The following is a 17143-nucleotide window of genomic DNA, read 5'->3' on the forward strand; positions in this document are numbered from 1 at the left end:
TGCGATCTACGCCACATAGCGCCTCAGAGTGTTACCTGAATCGCACTGCCTGTTTAAGTTAGGTGGTCAGGTATCTTTTACGCAACAGTTAGATCTCACGTTTTTTGGGACGACCGTCCAGACCGATCATGAACTGGCGTTTTCTGACCCCCTCGTAAATGCATGTTAATGGGATCTGTCCGGCAGGGGACGCTCCGCAAGACCCCACGGGTCCTCGTTACTCTGTTACACATGTCGGAACGCCCTCCGGCCGGCGCGACAATCATCAAGCTGGCCTGGTGCTGCCTATTGGCCAGCGTGTTACTTGCGGCGCTCCTGTTTCCCGTGGTCGGCGGCGTGGGGCTGATGTCCAACCGCGCTTCCGATGTAGTCGCCAACGGCTCGGCTCAACTCGTCGAGGGTGAAGTGCCCGCGGTGACGACGATGGTGGACGCCAAGGGCAACCCCATCGCATGGCTCTATTCGCAGCGTCGCTTCGAGGTCCCCAGCGACAAGATCGCCGACACGATGAAACTGGCAATCGTTTCGATTGAGGACAAGCGGTTTGCCGAACACAACGGTGTCGACTGGAAAGGCACGCTGACCGGCTTGGCGGGCTACGCCTCCGGCGATCTCGACACTCGCGGCGGGTCGACGATCGAACAGCAGTACGTGAAGAACTACCAGCTGCTGGTGATCGCGCAGACCGACGCGGAGAAGCGCGCAGCGGTGGAAACCACGCCCGCTCGTAAGCTGCGCGAGATCCGGATGGCTCTGACGCTCGACAAGACGTTCACCAAGGCCGAGATCCTGACCCGCTATCTGAATCTGGTCAGCTTCGGCAACGGCGCCTTCGGCATCCAGGACGCCGCGCAGACCTACTTCGGTGTCGACGCCTCCCAGCTGAACTGGCAGCAGGCCGCACTGCTGGCCGGGATGGTCCAGTCGACGAGCACCCTGAACCCGTACACCAACCCCGACGGTGCGCTGGCCCGCCGCAACCTGGTGCTCGACACCTTGATCGACAACGAGCCCAAGTACGCCGACGAACTGCGCGCCGCCAAGCAGCAGCCGCTCGGCATCCTGCCGCAGCCCAACGAGTTGCCCCGGGGCTGCATCGCCGCCGGCGACCGAGCCTTCTTCTGTGATTACGTGCAGGAGTATCTGGCCCGAGCAGGTATCAGCAAGGATCAGCTGTCCCGCGGCGGCTACCTGATCAAGACCACTCTGGACCCCGATGTCCAGAACTCGGTCAAATCGGCTGTCGACTCGATCGCAGCCCCCGATATCCAGGGCATCGCGAGCGTGATGAGCGTTGTGCTACCGGGTAAGACCGCCCACCCAGTGGTCGCGATGGTCAGCAACCGGACCTACGGGCTGAACTCGGCTGTCGGGGAAACCATGCAGCCGCAACCGTTTTCGCTTGCCGGCGACGGCGCCGGGTCGATCTTCAAGATCTTCACCACGGCCGCCGCCCTCGATATGGGGATGGGCATCAACGCGAACCTCGACGCCCCGGTGCGGTTCGAAGCCAAGGGCTTGGGCAGCGGCGGCGCGAAGGGCTGCCCGAAGGACACCTGGTGTGTGCAGAACGCGGGCAACTACCGCGGCTCGATGAGCGTGACCGACGCACTGGCCACCTCGCCCAACACCGCCTTCGCCAAACTCATCTCCCAGGTCGGCGTGCAGCGCACGGTCGATATGGCGGTCAAGCTGGGGCTGCGGTCATACGCCGAGCCGGGCACCGCGCGCCCGTACGACCCGGACAGCAACGAGAGCCTCGCCGATTTCATCAAGCGCCAGAACCTCGGATCGTTCACGTTGGGCCCGATCGAGGTAAACGCGCTCGAACTGTCCAATGTGGCCTCGACGCTGGCGTCCGGCGGGACGTGGTGCCCGCCGGACCCGGTCGACAAACTCTTCGACCGCAACGGCAATGAGGTGTCGGTGACCACCGACACCTGCGACCAGGTGGTCCCCGAGGGGCTGGCCAACACCCTGTCCAATGCGCTGAGCAAGGATGACGTCAGCGGCACGGCGGCCGGCTCGGCCAGCTCGACGGGCTGGAACCTGCCGATGTCGGGCAAGACCGGTACCACCGAGGCGCACCGATCCTCGGGCTTCCTCGGCTACACCAACCACTACGCGGCCGCCGCCTACATTTATGACGATTCGCCCACCCCGTCGGACCTGTGTTCGTGGCCGTTGCGGCAGTGCGGTGACGGCAACCTCTACGGCGGCAACGAACCTGCCAAGACCTGGTTCACCGCGATGAAGCCGCTGGCCCAGAGCTTCGGCGATATCGCGCTACCGCCCACCGATCCGCGCTATGTCGACGGGGCCCCGGGCTCGCGGGTGCCGAGCGTGTCCGGCCTGCCGCAGGGTTCGGCGCGAGACCGGCTGAAGGACGCGGGGTTCCAGGTCGCCGATCAGGCCAACCCGGTCAACAGTGTGGCGCCTGCCGGGGAGGTCGTCGGCACATCGCCCAGCGGCCAGACCGTACCCGGATCGATCGTCACGATCCAGGTCAGCAACGGCATTCCGCCGGCACCGGCGCCGCCGCCACCGCCGCCGGGCGGGCTGCCCATACCCGGTCTGGACGGCGCCCCGTTCGGACAGACCGTCGTCCAGATCCCCGGATTGCCGCCGATCACGGTCCCATTGCTGGCCCCGCCACCGCCTCCGCCATAGCGCGGGAATCTTCACACGTCGCTCGCCCCGATGAACCGCGGCGAGGGGCAGTATTCTGGCCGGTATGGCTGTGCCGTCCGCAGTGAAGTCGTCCGCCCTCGTCGCTGCCGGCTCGGCCGCGCTTGCGCTCGGCTACGCCACGGTGATCGAACGCAACGCGTTCGTGGTCCGCGAAGTGACCATGCCGGTGCTGTCCCCGGGCTCCACGCCCCTGCGGGTGCTGCACCTCAGCGATATCCACATGCGGCCCGCGCAGCTGCACAAACAAGCCTGGTTGCGCGAGTTGGCTCGCTGGGAGCCCGACCTGGTGGTCAACACCGGCGACAACCTGTCGCACCCCAAGGCTGTGCCCGCGGTGGTGCAGGCGGTCGGTGATCTGTTGTCGGTCCCTGGCGTCTTCGTGTTCGGCAGTAATGACTACTTCGCCCCGAAGTTCAAGAACCCGGCACGGTACCTGTACGACAGCAACGGTCGCATCCACGGCAACGCGCTGCCGTGGCAGGATCTGCGCGCGGCGTTTACCGAACGCGGCTGGCTGGACCTGACCCACAACCGGCGCGATCTCGAGGTGGCCGGGCTGACCATCGCCGCCGCTGGCGTCGACGACCCGCATCTGGGTCGAGACCGCTACGAGACCATCGCCGGCCCACCCAATCCGACGGCGAACCTCTCCCTCGGTGTGGCCCACGCCCCCTACACCCGCGTGCTGGACCGGTTCGCCGCCGACGGCTATCAGCTCGTTATGGCCGGGCATACCCACGGCGGACAGCTGTGCCTGCCGTTCTACGGTGCCCTCGTCACCAACTGCGACCTGGACCGTTCCCGCGCCAAGGGGGCGTCGCGCTGGGGTAAGGACACCTCGCTGCACGTGTCGGCGGGCATCGGCACCGGACCGTTCGCCCCGTTCCGGTTCTGCTGCCGCCCCGAGGCCACCCTGCTGACCCTGGTGGGTGCACCGACCGGCGGACATGACGAGACGCGAAACGTGGTGCGGTCCAGCCCTACCGCCTCCGTGCGGTGAACCCCGCCCGCGGTAATCGCCAGCGATGACCACGGTCGTCGCCGCCCATACCCACCCCCGCGGCTGGTTGGACAACGCCATTCGGCTGATCGAGGCTGACAGCCGCCGCAGCGCCGACACTCACCTGTTGCGCTACCCGCTTCCTGCGTCGTGGTGCGCGACTGCGGATATCGCGCTCTATCTCAAAGACGAATCAACGCATATCACCGGCAGTCTCAAACACCGGCTGGCACGCTCACTGTTCCTCTACGGGCTGTGCAACGGCAAGATCGATGAGCAGACCACGATCGTCGAAGCGTCGTCGGGGTCAACGGCGGTGTCGGAGGCGTATTTCGCCGCGCTGCTGGGCCTGCCGTTCGTCGCGGTCATGACGGCCTCAACCAGCCCCTCGAAGATCAAACTCATCGAGGCCCAAGGCGGGCGGTGTCATTTCGTTGATCGGCCTGGTGAGGTGTACACCGAGGCGCAGCGGATCGCCGACGAGACCGGCGGCCATTACCTGGATCAGTTCACCAACGCCGAGCGGGCCACCGATTGGCGGGGCAACAACAACATCGCCGAGTCGATCTATCAGCAGATGAGTCACGAACGCCATCCGATCCCCGACTGGATCGTGGCGGGCGCGGGTACCGGCGGCACAAGCGCCACGATCGGGCGCTACATCCGATATCAGCGCCACGCAACCCAGCTCTGCGTGGTCGACCCGGAGAACTCGGCGTTCTTCCCGTCCTACGCGCAAGGCCGCGGCGACATCGTGACGGGGGCGCCGTCGCGGATCGAGGGCATCGGCCGGCCACGGGTGGAACCGTCGTTCCTGCCCGAGATCGTAGACCGGATGGTCAGCGTGCCCGACGCGGCGTCGATCGCGGCCGCCCATCACGTATCGCGGGTGTTGGGGCGCCGAGTCGGCCCATCAACGGGAACCAACGTGTGGGGTGCATTCGGTCTGCTCGCCGAAATGGTCGCTGCCGGCGTCGGCGGCTCGGTGGTCACCCTGATCGCCGATAGCGGTGACCGCTACGCCGACACCTGTTACAACGCCGACTGGCTAGCGGCTCACAACCTCGACCCGAGCGTGTACGCAGGTGCGCTCGGCGAGTTCGAACGATCCTGTGGCTGGGCCTGGTCCGGGTCATCGACGGCGTCATAGTCGCCGGTCACGACCAGCCAGAGTGCTGCGAGCAGGAAAAATCCCCCGTACACCACGGCCCCCAAAGCGGTCATCATCGGCTCCACCTTTCGCTGCTCGACGTGTCTGTCTCGCCGTCTGTGCGCATAACGCCATCGACAACTCGGATCCATCCCGCAACGCGTCGCGAAACTCGGCCACCTGGCCGACAAGCCGTTTGGCTTCCGACTGGGCACGTGCGATACGCTGTCGTGGCTTCACGCGGGGTGTGGCGCAGCTTGGTAGCGCGCTTCGTTCGGGACGAAGAGGTCGTGGGTTCAAATCCCGCCACCCCGACAATGAAAGTAAGGCCCTGACTAGGGATTCCCTGGTCAGGGCCTTCTCTCATTTCTGGGCAGATCGGCCGGTGGCCCGCAGTTAGCCCGTGTCCAGCGTTCGTGATTCTTCGGTGTGGATCTTCCACCATTCGAGCTTCTTCGCAGGTGGCGAAGTTGCTTCGGCGGGGGAGTTGGTGGTCGGAGACGGACGAACCGAATTACTGGGCAACCGAGGGGCGATGATGCCTGCTAAGTCACCCCCGGTCTAAGCAGCCCGGGGGTGAAGTAGTTACCGCGTCAGAACGGCGGCGGCGGTAGCGCCGGCGGCGGCGGAAGCGGAGGCGGACCTGGCAGTGGCGGAGAGCCCGGCAGGAACGGAATCCACGGCGGCGGCGGCAATGCCGGCGGCCCCGGAAGCGGCGGCGGCCCGATCATGGGCGGCGGAGGCAGCGGGCCAAGGGCCGGCGGCGGGCCAACCGCTGGTGGCGGAGGCAACGCCGGCGCGGCCGGCACTGCGGCCGCCGAAAGGGCCGACGGGACCGAGGCAGCGGTGAGGCCCGCGAACGGGTTTTTGCCGCCCTGGAACGCCGAGAACACCAGCGCCGAGCCCACGCTGCCGGCCACGGCGGTGGTGCCGCCGATCGCGCCATTGGCGATGGGTACCCCGATCGCCAGCCCGATGTTCTGTGCCGCCTGGTCCTGGGCGGTTTGACGAGCCTCGTCCACCGAACGACCGATGGTCTTGTCGTACGCACCCGTCAAGCTGTCGAGATACGTCTGCAGATCCGCCCCTTGGTCTGCCGGCTGAGGTGCGGCCGATGCCGTACCACCCGGCGCAAACAACGCGCCAAGTGATAGCGACACGGTCGCCATCACTCGTAGCGATGTGTGTCGAAGGCTCATGTCGGCCCCCTTCCTGATGGAGCCATACTATCGGGCCACAGCCCAGATAGACATCCCGTCATGTTGGCGTCGGCACCGAGCCGGCCCGGTGGTCAGCGCAGCGCGGGCCAGCGCATTCTTCCCCTCGGCCAGGGGGCCAACGGAAACACGCCGTCGCCGGCGGCGACGATGACGTCGTAGCGCTCAGCCATCCCTATTAGCAGGGCGTCGACCCCGACGGGCTCGACCGGGAAGCCGTCGGTGTGCGTGACGGTCATCCGATGCCCCGCCAGCGCGACACGGAACGCGGTGTCCGCTCCGGCGTCGATGATCCGAAGGCGGATACGCCCCGGGTTTGGCGGTGAAAGCGCTTGGAGCATAGGGGATTCTGCCGTTGACCAGATAGTAGGGATAGACCACACCGCCGGGATCACCACCGAGGAGCTTGCTGCGGCGCGTTGACCCCGGTGCAGGGTGTGCCCAGTAGGCGCCCGCGTCGGGAACCGAGAATCTGTAGGTGAAGGCAGCTTGTTGGTCACGGTGGCGACGATCTCGTCACCGACGTTGGCCCGGATCAGCAGACCGGGGACGATGTCGGCGTAGCCGCGCGTGTTGACCAACCGCCTGCCCAGGACGACGGTGACGGTCTTACCGGTGTGCGGGCGAGCCGCCTCGGCGGCCTCGATCGCGGCGCTCAGATCCGTGGGCACAGCTGTGGGTTGAATCTGCGGCGGCGGTGCCGGAGCGCTGCTGTGCCCGCACGCCGACAGGGCTACCCCCGCTCCGGCTGTCACACTGGACGCCTGGAACGCTCGTCGGCTCTATTGCCGACGCCGAGAACCAGATCCGCCCATTGGTGGCGCCTCGCCATCACAGTGCCCCAGCGGCTGCTCTACCCGCGACGCGGCCCGAGAACAGGCAGCCTCCAAGGAACGTTCCTTCCAAGGCGTTGTAGCCGTGCACGCCGCCGCCACCGAATCCGGCCACCTCGCCCGCGGCATACAGTCCGACGATCGGACGACCGTCCAGACCGATCGCCCGCGACGACAGGTCAGTCTGTATGCCACCGAGGGTCTTGCGGGTCAGAATGTGCAACTTCACCCCGATCAGCGGCCCGGCCGCCGGGTCGAGGATGCGGTGCGGTGCCGCTGTCCGGCCGATCCGGTCGCCGATGTACCGCCGGGAATTGCGGATCCCTTGTACCTGAGCATCTTTGGCGTACGGGTTGGCCATCTGCAAATCGCGGGCCTCGATCTGCGCCCGGATGCGCCCGGTGTCGAGCAACGGTTCGTCGGTCAGTGCATTCATCTTCGCCACCAGCTCGTCGAGACCCCCCGCGACCACGAAATCGGCGCCGTGACGCTTGAAGGCCTCTACCGGCGCCGGCGCGCCCTTGCTCAGCAATCGCTCCTTGAGGAATCCGGTGCGGTCCTTATTGGTGATGTCAGGATTCTGTTCGGATCCCGATAGGGCGAACTCCCGCTCGATGATCTTCTGCGTGAGGATGAACCAACTGTGGTCGTAGCCGGCGATCTCCGGGCTGGTGCGCAGGTAGCGCAGGGTTCCCAGGGTGTCGTAGCCGGGCAGGTAGGGCTCGGGCAACCGCCGGCCCAGTGCGTCGAACCACATCGACGACGGCCCCGGCAGGATACGAATGGCGTGGGCCGGCCAGATCGGATCCCAGTTCTGCACCCCCTCGGTGTAATGCCACATCCGGTCCCGATTTACCGTGCGCACCCCCGAGTTGGCGGCGATGTCGAGCATCCTGCCATCGACGTAGGCGGGCACCCCGGTGATCATCTCCCGCGGCGGGGTGCCCATCCGCTGCGGCCAGTACCGTCGCACGACGTCATGGTTGCCGCCTATGCCACCGGTGGTGAGAATGACTGTCTGAGAGGATAATTCGAACTCGCCCACGGCATCCCGGTTGGACGTCACACCACGCGGGGCGTCGTCGGGCGCGAGCACCACACCCCGTACGCCGGTAACGGCGCCGTCGGTGATCACCAGCTCGTCGACTCTGTGCCGGTGGCGGAACGTCACCAAGCCGCGGTCAGCGGCGGTCAATGCCGACGCCACGAACGGCTCCACCACCCCGGTACCAGTGCCCCAGGCGACGTGGAAGCGCGGCACCGAGTTGCCGTGTCCATCGGCGCGCAGGTCGCCGCGCTCGGCCCAGCCGACGGTGGGCAGGAATGTGATGCCGTGGCTGAGCAGCCATGAGCGCTTCTCCCCCGCGGCGAATTCAACGTAGGCCCGGGCCCAGCGCACTGCCCAGCTGTCCTCATCGTCGATCCGGTCGAACTGGGCGCTGCCCGACCAGTCATTCCACGCCAGCTCGACGCTGTCTTTGACCCCCAAGCGCCGCTGTTCAGGGCTGTCGACCAGGAACAGCCCACCGAACGACCAGAACGCCTGCCCGCCGAGGTTCGCCTCATTCTCCTGGTCGATCAGCACGACCCTCTTGCCGCGGCTGGTCAGTTCGTGGGTAGCGACGAGACCGGCCAGACCGGCCCCGACCACGATGACATCTGCGTCCATTGCTACGCGCCCTTCGGTGTCGAGATTGCCCACGGTACAACTGAGCCGGATTGTCGGACTCCTCATCGCGGCTCGTTCCTCGTCGCTTGATCGTCGTCCAACTGGGTGGCCAAGGGGCCGTTCCTGGGATTGGGCGTGCACGGGTTCCGCGGCCGCTGGCTGGTGAATGGTTCCTCGAAGGGCGTCGTCGAGCTGACGATCGATCCGCCGGTCCAGGCCAAGATCGTCGCTCACCGCTTATCCGCGCGGATGACCACGATCTCTTCCGCTCGCCTGCCGACGGGCAGTATGCCGATGGTCTCCATCCACAGAGCCCGCGCCCTCAGCACGGGACCGAACGGAATGAGCTGGCTGAGAACCACTTCAGCGTGCAAACCGCCGCCGCGCAGTCGACGAAGCAGATCGGGATCTGCCCGATCACGCGACTGCCCGCGGACAGTCCGGTGGCCTGCCGGGCGGAGTGCCAGCCGTCGACCAGCTTGCTGTCGGGTTCCACAGCAATCATGTGGTCGGCCGCGGTGGCGAACGCGTCCAGCGAACGCTGCCCGGACACCGCAACACCGAACGGTAGGCCAGCCCTTGCCGACGACGTGTTCGTCGAGGTTCTCACCGGAGCCAAGGCCAAGGACGAATCTGCCGTCGGCCAACGCTTGCTACGTCGCCCTGCGGACCACCCCAGCCCCACCCGGTGAAACGGAGTAGCGCTACAAACGCGCCTTGACCGCGGCCGACAACCGCGACCCATCGGCCTTGCCCTCCGCGATCGCGGTGGCGGCCTTCATGACCAAGCCCATGTTCTTCACCGAAGGACGTCCCCCGAGTTGCTCGGCCACCTGGGCGATCGCGGTGTCGGCGACGTCGGCCACCTCGGCGTCGGTCAGCGGGGTCGGCAGGTACTCGTCGATGATCCGGGCTTCGGCGTGCTCCTCAGCGGCGAGCTCACCGCGACCGTTCTGCGTGTAGATCTCCGCAGACTCGCTGCGCTTCTTGGACTCTCTGGCAAGCACCTTGAGTACCTCGTCGTCGGAGAGATCGCGCGCCTGCTTGCCCGAGACCTCCTCGGTCTGGACCGCCGCGAGCAGCAGCCGCAGCGTCGCGGTGCGCAACTTGTCCTGGGCCTTCATCGCTTCGGTGAGGTCTGATCTCAGCCGGTTCTTGAGCTCCGCCATGGCGCAAACGCTACGCGACCGAGATGGGCGGCACGTTGAGAAATACCCGGCCTGTCGACAGGATGGGCACATGAGCAACGACGCCGGGGGCGTTGACCTGTGACCACACCACCTGGACCGCCGCCTGGATGGCCTGGTCAACCGTCCTTCCCGCGGCCCGGATATCCGCCGGCTGACCCAGCTGCCGGCTATCCGCCACCCGGGTACCCACCGCCGGGGTATCCGCCACCGGGCTACGGCCCGCCCGGCTATCCCCCACCGGGCTACGGCCCGCCCGGCTATCCCCCACCGGGCTACGGCGCCCCGGTACCCATTGCCCCCAAGCCGGGAATCATCCCACTGCGGCCGCTGTCACTCAGCGAGATCTTCAACGGCGCCGTCGGGTACATCCGGGCCAACCCGAAGGCTTCACTCGGCCTGACCACCGTCGTCGTGGTGATCACCCAGATCCTGGCGCTGGTCCTGCAGCTCGGTCCCATGGTCGCGATGGGCGGCGAGGTCGGCGGCCAAACCGGCGAGGAACTGTCCGCCCCCGTGCTCATCGGATCCGCGCTGTCCGGCCTCACCACTGGGGTGGCCACCTTCCTCGGTGGAATCCTGCTGTCCGGGATGCTGACCGTCGTGGTCGCACGGGCGGTGTTCGGCTCCAAGATTACGGTCGGCGAAGCCTGGCAGCGGGTACGTGGCCGGCTGCTGGCACTGCTCGGCTTCAGTCTGCTGGAGATTCTTGCCGGGCTGATGTTGGTCGGTGTGGTCGTTGGCGTGATCATCGGAATCGCGGTGGCTGGTAACGGCACCCTGGCCGCGATCATCGGCATCCCGCTCGTGCTCGGCTTGATCGCCGCGCTGACGTATCTGTACACCGTCCTGTCGTTCACGCCGGTGGCTATCGTGCTGGAGCGAAAGCCCATCATGGCGTCGGTCCGTCGCTCATTCGACTTGGTGCGCAACCACTTTTGGCGAGTGATCGGGATACGTTTGCTTGCCGGCCTGGTCGCCGGGGTGATCGCCGGTGCGGTCTCGGTACCGTTCAGCATCGCCGGACAGGTGATGCTGATGGGTGAGACATCCTCGGGGCCCATCATTGTGGCAACCACGCTGATCGCCATCGGCGGCGCGATCGGCCAGATCGTGACCGCGCCGTTCACCGCCGGGGTGGCGGTGCTGCTCTACACCGATACGCGCATTCGCGCTGAGGCATTCGATCTGGTGCTGAGAATCGGAGCCAACACCGCGCCGGACGACATCGTGACCGCCGACAACCTGTGGCTCCCGCCGGCACGGTAGCGTCGGATCAGCATGTCCACCATCGATATTGACCGGGAAACGGCCCACGACGCGGCTCAGCACGAGCTGGCCAAGCCGATCTACCCCAAGGCATCGTTGATGGACCGGCTCGATGACCGGATCCAGGACCTGCTCTACCGGCTGATCCTCAAGGGTTCAACGATCCCCGGCGGTTGGCTGACCATCACGGTTCTGGCGATCGTGGTATTGGTCACGTTCATCGTCGCCGTGCGGATCGCCCGACGCACGATGCGGACCAATCGCGGCGGCGATGCCGGCTTGTTCGGCAACCATGAACTCAGCGCGGCCGAGCATCGCGCAACTGCAGAAGCCTATGCGGCCCAAGGCAATTGGGCTGCAGGGATCCGTCACCGACTCCGAGCCGTAGGCCGCCAGCTCGAGGAAACCGGCATGCTCAGCCCGGTTCCGGGCCGCACCGCCAACGAGCTCGCTCGCGACGCCGGCGAGCTTCTGCCTGCATTCACCGGCGAGTTACGCCAGGCGGCAACGGTGTTCAACGACGTCACCTACGGCGAGCAACCGGGCACCGAGCCTCACTACCGGACGGTCGCCGAGCTCGACGAAGCGTTGCGCCGGCACGCCACACCGAGCGGGGTCGACGCGAGCGCGCCTGCTGTCCCCGACACCTGGACACCGTTGCGGTGAGCACCACCATCGGCCAGCGTTGGCGCACCGGACGCTGGATTGCCGTGGCACTGATCGCGATCACAGCAGTCACCGCGGCCGGAGCCTTCTTCACCGCGCCACGCCCCGGTGGGCGAATGGATCCGGAGTCGACCAGTTCTGACGGCGCCCGTGCGCTGGTCACCCTGCTTCGAGACCGGGGCGTTGAGGTCGTCGTCGCGACCACCGTGGCAGATGTCGAGCAGGCGGCCCGGCCGGACACCTTGCTGTTGGCTGCCGAGACCTACTACACCCGGGGTACGGATCTTCTGGGCCGGCTGGCCGATGTCCCCGGCGACCGGCTCTTGCTCGAACCCACCTCGCGCGCACGGCAGGCACTGGCCCCCGACATCCGGCTCAGCGGCGCCAGCATACTCACCATGAAGCCCGATTGTGATCTGCCGGAAGCCAAGCGGGCCGGGACGGTGCAGCTGGGTTCCACCGATACCTACGAGAAGGCCGGTGACGCCGACCTGACGCGGTGCTACGGCGGGGCGTTGGTGCGCTACCAAGCCGACGGCCGCACGGTCACCGTCGTCGGCAGCGCGGACTTCATGACCAACGGCGGGCTGCTTCAGGAGGGCAATGCCGCACTGGCGATGAACCTTGCCGGCGGCCGGCCACGACTCATCTGGTACGCACCGCAGCAGAGCGAAGGCGAAATCGGCGCGGAGGGAACCTCACTCACCGACCTGATGCCCGACGCGGTGACCTGGATCGTCTGGCAGCTGTGCGTGACCGTCCTGCTGCTGGCAGTGTGGCAGGGTCGCCGGTTGGGTCCGCTGGTCGCCGAGAAGCTGCCCGTCGTGGTGCGGGCCTCGGAGACAGTCGAGGGACGCGCCCGGCTCTACCGGTCCCGCCGGGCGCGCGGCCAGGCGGCCGAGGCACTGCGCACCGCAACCCTGCAGCGGCTGGCACCACGACTGGGTCTGGGCCCCAACGCTTCTCCCACGGCGGTGCTGGACGCCGTCGCGATGCGCTACGCCGGCGACGCAATGACCGTCCAGCACGTACTTTTCGGTCCATCACCATCCTCTGATTCCGACCTGCTCCATTTGGCCCAGGCACTTGACGATATCGAAAGGCAGGTCACGAAGTCGTGACGCACGTCGCCCTACCTCCCCCCGCCGGCGCCGAGAGCGATGCGGCCCGCGCGGCGCTGATCGCTCTGCGCAGTGAAATCGGTAAAGCCGTCGTCGGCCAGGACGCCGTGGTCAGCGGGCTGGTGATTGCCCTGCTGTGCCGCGGGCACGTTCTGCTGGAAGGTGTTCCGGGTGTGGCCAAGACACTGCTAGTGCGGGCCTTGGCCGCCGCGCTACAGCTGGAGTTCAAGCGGGTGCAGTTCACCCCCGACCTGATGCCCGGCGATGTCACCGGATCCCTGGTGTACGACGCCAAGACCGCGGCGTTCGCCTTCCGGGAGGGCCCGGTGTTCACCAACCTCATGCTGGCTGACGAGATCAACCGCACGCCGGCGAAAACCCAAGCAGCCCTGCTCGAAGCGATGGAAGAACGCCAGGTGAGCGTCGACGGCGAGCCGAGACTGCTGCCCGATCCGTTCATCGTGGCGGCCACCCAGAACCCCATCGAATACGAGGGCACCTACCAACTGCCCGAGGCGCAGCTCGACCGGTTCCTGCTGAAGCTGAATGTGCCGCTACCACCGCGTGATCAGGAGATTGCGATCTTGTCCCGGCATGCCGGCGGGTTTGATCCGCGCGATCTGAGCGCCATCCGCCCGGTGGCCGGTCCGGCCGAGCTGGCCGCCGGCCGTGCCGCGGTCAAGCAGGTGCTGGTCGCCGCGGAGGTGCTCGGCTACATCGTCGATATCGTTGGTGCGACCAGGAATTCGCCGTCCTTGCAGCTCGGGGTGTCACCACGGGGCGCGACCGCACTGCTGGGCACGGCACGGTCGTGGGCGTGGCTGTCGGGTCGCGGCTACGTCACCCCGGACGATGTCAAAGCCATGGCCCGGCCGACACTGCGCCACCGGATCGGGCTGCGCCCGGAAGCCGAACTCGAAGGAGCCACTCCCGACGGCGTGCTCGACGGCATCCTGGCCTCGGTGCCGGTACCACGCTAGTGGTCCTCACCGGGCGCACCGGACTCATCGCCCTGTTAGGCGTGCTGCCCATTGCGCTGTCTCCCTGGCCCGACACGACGTTCGGCGTAGTGCTATTGGCACTGCTGGTGCTCGTGGCGATCGACGTGGCGCTGGCAGGCAGCCCGCGCGCGCTGCGGTTGACGCGGGCCGGGAACAACTCCGCGCGGCTGGGTCAGCCCGTCGATGCCGTGCTGCATGTCCACAATGCCGGGTCCCGCCGGTTCCGTGGCGCTCTGCGCGATGCCTGGCCGCCAAGCGCCTGCGCGGTGCCGCGGGCCCAACCGATCGCGGCCCAAGCGGCGGAAACCATCACGGTCACAACACAATTGCGACCGGTACGCCGCGGTGACCTACGCTCTGAGGGTGTGACCGTCCGCTCCATCGGGCCGCTCGGCCTGGCCGGCCGGCAACGGTCGCATCCTGTCGCGGGTCAGGTACGCATCTTGCCGCCCTTCCTGTCACGCAAGCATCTGCCGTCCCGGCTGGCCCGGTTACGGGAGATCGACGGTCTGCTACCGGTGCTGATCCGTGGTCAGGGCACCGAATTCGATTCGCTGCGTGAATATGTCGTGGGCGATGACGTCCGCTCGATCGACTGGCGGGCGACCGCACGCCGCAACGACGTGGTGGTCCGGACCTGGCGGCCCGAACGCGACCGGCGGGTGGTGATCGTGCTCGATACCGGCCGCACGTCGGCGGGCCGGGTCGGCGTGGACCCCACCGCACGCGATCCGGGTGGCTGGCCGCGGCTGGACTGGTCGATGGATGCCGCGCTGCTGCTAGCTGCGCTGGCCGCTCGGGCCGGTGATCATGTCGACTTCCTGGCTCACGATCGACTCACCCGCGCAGCGGTGTTCGGTGCCTCACGGACTGAGCTGCTCGCTCAGCTGGTCGAGGCGATGGCGCCGCTGGAGCCGGCGTTGATCGAATCGGACGCGACGGCCATGGTGGCCGCCGTGCAGCGCCGGGTGCGCCGCACCGCGCTGGTGGTGCTGCTGACCGACCTCAATGCCTCGGCCCTCGACGAAGGCTTGCTGCCGGTGCTGTCGCTGCTGTCGGCCAAACACAAGGTGATCGTGGCGGCGGTATCCGATCCGCGGGTCGACGAACTCGCGGCCGGCCGCGCGGATGCCGCTCAGGTCTATGATGCGGCGGCCGCCGAGCGGGCGCGCAATGACCGCCGGAGCATCGCCAGCCGGCTGCGCCACAAGGGTGTCGAGGTGGTGGACGCACTGCCCGAGGATCTGGCGCCGGCCCTGGCCGATCGCTATCTGGGGATGAAAGCCACCGGCCGCCTATAGGGACCTTTCTCCGGCCGAGAACTAGCCGGTTGGAACGACGTCGGGGGCGTCTTCGGTGTCCCCGGTTTCGCCCGCACGGATGGCCTTGCGGCCGAAATGGACGACGTAGGACAGGAACGCGACCTCGGCGGCCACCCCGACACCGATGCGAAGGAACGTCGGCAGCGGCGATGGCGTCACCAACGCCTCGAGCAACCCCGACACCAGCAGCACGCCGGCCAGCCCGACGGCCGCCGCGATCACCGCCCGCCCTTGCTCGGCCAGCACCTGGCCGCGGGGCCGGTCACCCGGGGAAATCACCGTCCAGCCCAGCCGCATGCCGACCGCTCCGGCCAGGAACACCGCCGTCAGCTCCAGCAGCCCATGCGGGATGAGCAGCCCGAACAGCACATCGGCCTTGCCGGCGTCGACCATCAGGCCGCCGGTGACGCCGAGGTTGGCGGCGTTCTGGAACAGCACCCACGGGATCGGGATGCCGAGCAGAATCGAGTAGGCGATGCACTGTGCGGCCACCCACGAGTTGTTCACCCACACCCGCAAGGCGAACGACCCGGCCGGGTTATCGCTGTAATACGAGGCGAAGTCGTGGTTGACCAGATGCTCGATCTCCTCGGGCGTGCTGAGCGCCGACTGCACTTCATGGCTGCCGGCGACCCAGATCCCGATGATCACCACCACCGCGAAGAACACAACGGCCGTGGCCAGCCACCACCGCCACGCCCGGTACGCGACCACCGGGAAGGAGACCGTCCAGAACCGCGCGAACTCGTGCCACATCGGGGCGTGCGCACCGGTCACGGCGGCGCGGGCACGAGCCACCAGGCTCGACAGTCGCCCCACTAGAACGGAGTCCGACGACGCGGAGCGCACCATCGACAGATGGGTGGAGACCCGCTGGTAGAGCTCGACGAGCTCGTCCACCTCGGCACCGGACAGCCGGCGGCGTCGCTTCACCAACTCCTCGAGCCGCTTCCAGGTGTCCTGGTGAGCCAGCACGAATGCGTCGACGTCCATCCGGCCGATGCTAGTAGCGTTGGTCGGCATGGTGCCCGAGACCGTGGTGACAGGGGACGCGGTCGTCCTCGACGTACAGATCGCGCAGCTGCCGGTGCGGGCCGTGAGCGCGCTGATCGACATCGCCGTCGTCATGATCGGCTACATCATCGGCGTGATCCTGTGGGCAACCACGATCACCCAGTTCGACGAGGCGCTGTCGGCCGCGGTGCTGATTCTCTTCACGGTGTTGACGATCGTCGGCTACCCCGTTGTATTCGAAACCGCCACCCGCGGAAGAACGCTGGGCAAGATGGCGATGGGTCTTCGAGTCGTGTCTGATGACGGCGGCCCGGAACGCTTCCGGCAGGCCCTGTTTCGCGCTTTGGCTGGGTTCGTGGAGATCTGGACTCTGACCGGCGGCCCGGCGGTGATCTGCAGCCTGATCTCACCGCGCGGTAAACGCATCGGCGACGTGTTTGCCGGCACCGTCGTGATCAGCGAGCGGGGCCCGAAGCTGCCACCTCCGCCGGTGATGCCACCGAGCTTGAGCTGGTGGGCGTCGTCGCTGGAGCTGTCCGCACTGACCCCGGAACAGGCCGAGCTGGCCCGTCAATTCCTCTCTCGGGCAACGCAATTGACACCCGAGGTGCGTAACGATATGGCGTATCGTATCGCCGCCGATATCGCCAGTAGGGTCTCGCCACCGCCGCCTCCCGGAGTGCCGCCGCACTACGTTCTGGCGGCCGTGCTCGCCGAGCGGCACCGCCGCGAGCTGGCCCGGTTGCGACCGTCCGGCCCTCCCGCACCGCCGACCTATTCGCTCCCACCGCCGTCTTATCCGGCCGCGGCGCCACCCTTCTACCCGGCCGCGGCGCCACCGATCGTGGCCCCGACCGCGTCGCCCACCGACGGATTCGTGCCACCGAGCTAACGCATCCGCACACCGATCATCATCAGTACCGAGCCGAGTATCGCTGCGACGGTGCACACGTGGTTCCAGAGGGTCCAGTCCAGGTGCGGAAGTAGTCCGGCAACGGCACCA

The 17143-nt window shown here is 67.2% G+C and carries 13 protein-coding genes, 1 tRNA gene and 2 pseudogenes; 10 read left to right on the plus strand and 6 right to left on the minus strand.

Annotation, left to right across the window (positions count from 1 at the left end):
• Positions 1–231: 231 nt before the first annotated feature.
• The 4 genes from ponA2 (at position 232) to G6N13_RS05915 (ending at position 5156) form a co-directional block, all read left to right on the plus strand.
• Positions 232–2670, plus strand: a complete 2439-nt coding sequence (ponA2, locus tag G6N13_RS05900) for a transglycosylase/D,D-transpeptidase PonA2 (protein ID WP_163695208.1) — start codon at positions 232–234, stop codon at positions 2668–2670.
• A gap of 64 nt (positions 2671–2734) precedes the next feature.
• Entirely contained in the window at positions 2735–3691 is a 957-nt protein-coding gene (locus G6N13_RS05905; RefSeq protein WP_163695210.1) for a metallophosphoesterase, read from the plus strand.
• 25 nt (positions 3692–3716) lie between these two features.
• A complete protein-coding gene (gene cds1 / locus G6N13_RS05910; protein ID WP_163695212.1) occupies positions 3717–4841 on the plus strand; it encodes an L-cysteine desulfhydrase Cds1 in 1125 nt (374 codons plus the stop codon).
• Positions 4842–5082: 241 nt separating this feature from the next.
• A tRNA-Pro gene (locus G6N13_RS05915) sits at positions 5083–5156 on the plus strand.
• Positions 5157–5434: 278 nt separating this feature from the next.
• On the opposite strand, the gene G6N13_RS24285 is transcribed toward G6N13_RS05915, so the two are convergent.
• The 5 genes and pseudogenes from G6N13_RS24285 to G6N13_RS05940 all read right to left on the minus strand — a co-directional run bounded on the left by G6N13_RS24285 (position 5435) and on the right by G6N13_RS05940 (position 9729).
• A complete protein-coding gene (locus G6N13_RS24285) occupies positions 5435–6040 on the minus strand; it encodes a hypothetical protein (RefSeq protein WP_179965089.1) in 606 nt (201 codons plus the stop codon).
• 84 nt (positions 6041–6124) lie between these two features.
• Positions 6125–6813 (minus strand): annotated as a pseudogene (locus G6N13_RS05925) (multicopper oxidase family protein); the annotation flags it as partial.
• Positions 6814–6889: 76 nt separating this feature from the next.
• Positions 6890–8560 (minus strand): FAD-binding dehydrogenase, encoded by a 1671-nt coding sequence (locus tag G6N13_RS05930; protein WP_163701764.1) that lies wholly within the window; start codon positions 8558–8560, stop codon positions 6890–6892.
• Between the two features lie 352 nt (positions 8561–8912).
• Positions 8913–9213, minus strand: a pseudogene (locus G6N13_RS05935) (LLM class F420-dependent oxidoreductase); the annotation flags it as partial.
• 51 nt (positions 9214–9264) lie between these two features.
• A complete protein-coding gene (locus tag G6N13_RS05940) occupies positions 9265–9729 on the minus strand; it encodes a GatB/YqeY domain-containing protein (RefSeq protein ID WP_163695214.1) in 465 nt (154 codons plus the stop codon).
• A gap of 99 nt (positions 9730–9828) precedes the next feature.
• Between G6N13_RS05940 and G6N13_RS05945 the strand changes: the two genes are divergently transcribed.
• Genes G6N13_RS05945 through G6N13_RS05965 form a run of 5 tightly spaced genes read left to right on the plus strand, consistent with a single transcriptional unit; the run spans position 9829 to position 15105 of the window.
• Positions 9829–11016, plus strand: a complete 1188-nt coding sequence (locus tag G6N13_RS05945) for a DUF7847 domain-containing protein (RefSeq protein WP_170310438.1) — start codon at positions 9829–9831, stop codon at positions 11014–11016.
• 12 nt (positions 11017–11028) lie between these two features.
• A complete protein-coding gene (locus G6N13_RS05950; RefSeq protein ID WP_163695216.1) occupies positions 11029–11682 on the plus strand; it encodes a DUF4129 domain-containing protein in 654 nt (217 codons plus the stop codon).
• Entirely contained in the window at positions 11679–12803 is a 1125-nt protein-coding gene (locus G6N13_RS05955; RefSeq protein ID WP_163695218.1) for a DUF4350 domain-containing protein, read from the plus strand. Before G6N13_RS05950 ends, G6N13_RS05955 begins: the two co-directional genes overlap by 4 nt.
• Positions 12800–13783 carry an AAA family ATPase gene (locus G6N13_RS05960; RefSeq protein ID WP_163695220.1) on the plus strand — a complete coding sequence of 328 codons (984 nt, stop codon included), beginning with the start codon at positions 12800–12802 and terminating at the stop codon, positions 13781–13783. Before G6N13_RS05955 ends, G6N13_RS05960 begins: the two co-directional genes overlap by 4 nt.
• Positions 13783–15105: a DUF58 domain-containing protein gene (locus G6N13_RS05965; protein ID WP_163695222.1), complete on the plus strand. Its 1323-nt coding sequence runs from the start codon at positions 13783–13785 to the stop codon at positions 15103–15105. The genes G6N13_RS05960 and G6N13_RS05965 overlap by 1 nt, the downstream gene beginning before the upstream one ends.
• Before the next feature lie 21 nt (positions 15106–15126).
• Here G6N13_RS05965 and G6N13_RS05970 read toward each other — a convergent pair whose 3' ends face one another.
• Complete coding sequence (locus G6N13_RS05970; protein WP_163695225.1) at positions 15127–16119, minus strand: stage II sporulation protein M; 993 nt, start codon at positions 16117–16119, stop codon at positions 15127–15129.
• 28 nt (positions 16120–16147) lie between these two features.
• Here G6N13_RS05970 and G6N13_RS05975 point away from each other — a divergent pair, with 28 nt between their 5' ends.
• On the plus strand, positions 16148–17032 hold the full coding sequence (locus G6N13_RS05975) for an RDD family protein (RefSeq protein WP_163695227.1): 885 nt from the start codon (positions 16148–16150) through the stop codon (positions 17030–17032).
• Positions 17033–17143 lie beyond the last annotated feature (111 nt).

The organism is Mycolicibacterium sarraceniae (genome assembly GCF_010731875.1).
GTDB classification, from domain to species: Bacteria; Actinomycetota; Actinomycetes; order Mycobacteriales; family Mycobacteriaceae; genus Mycobacterium; species Mycobacterium sarraceniae.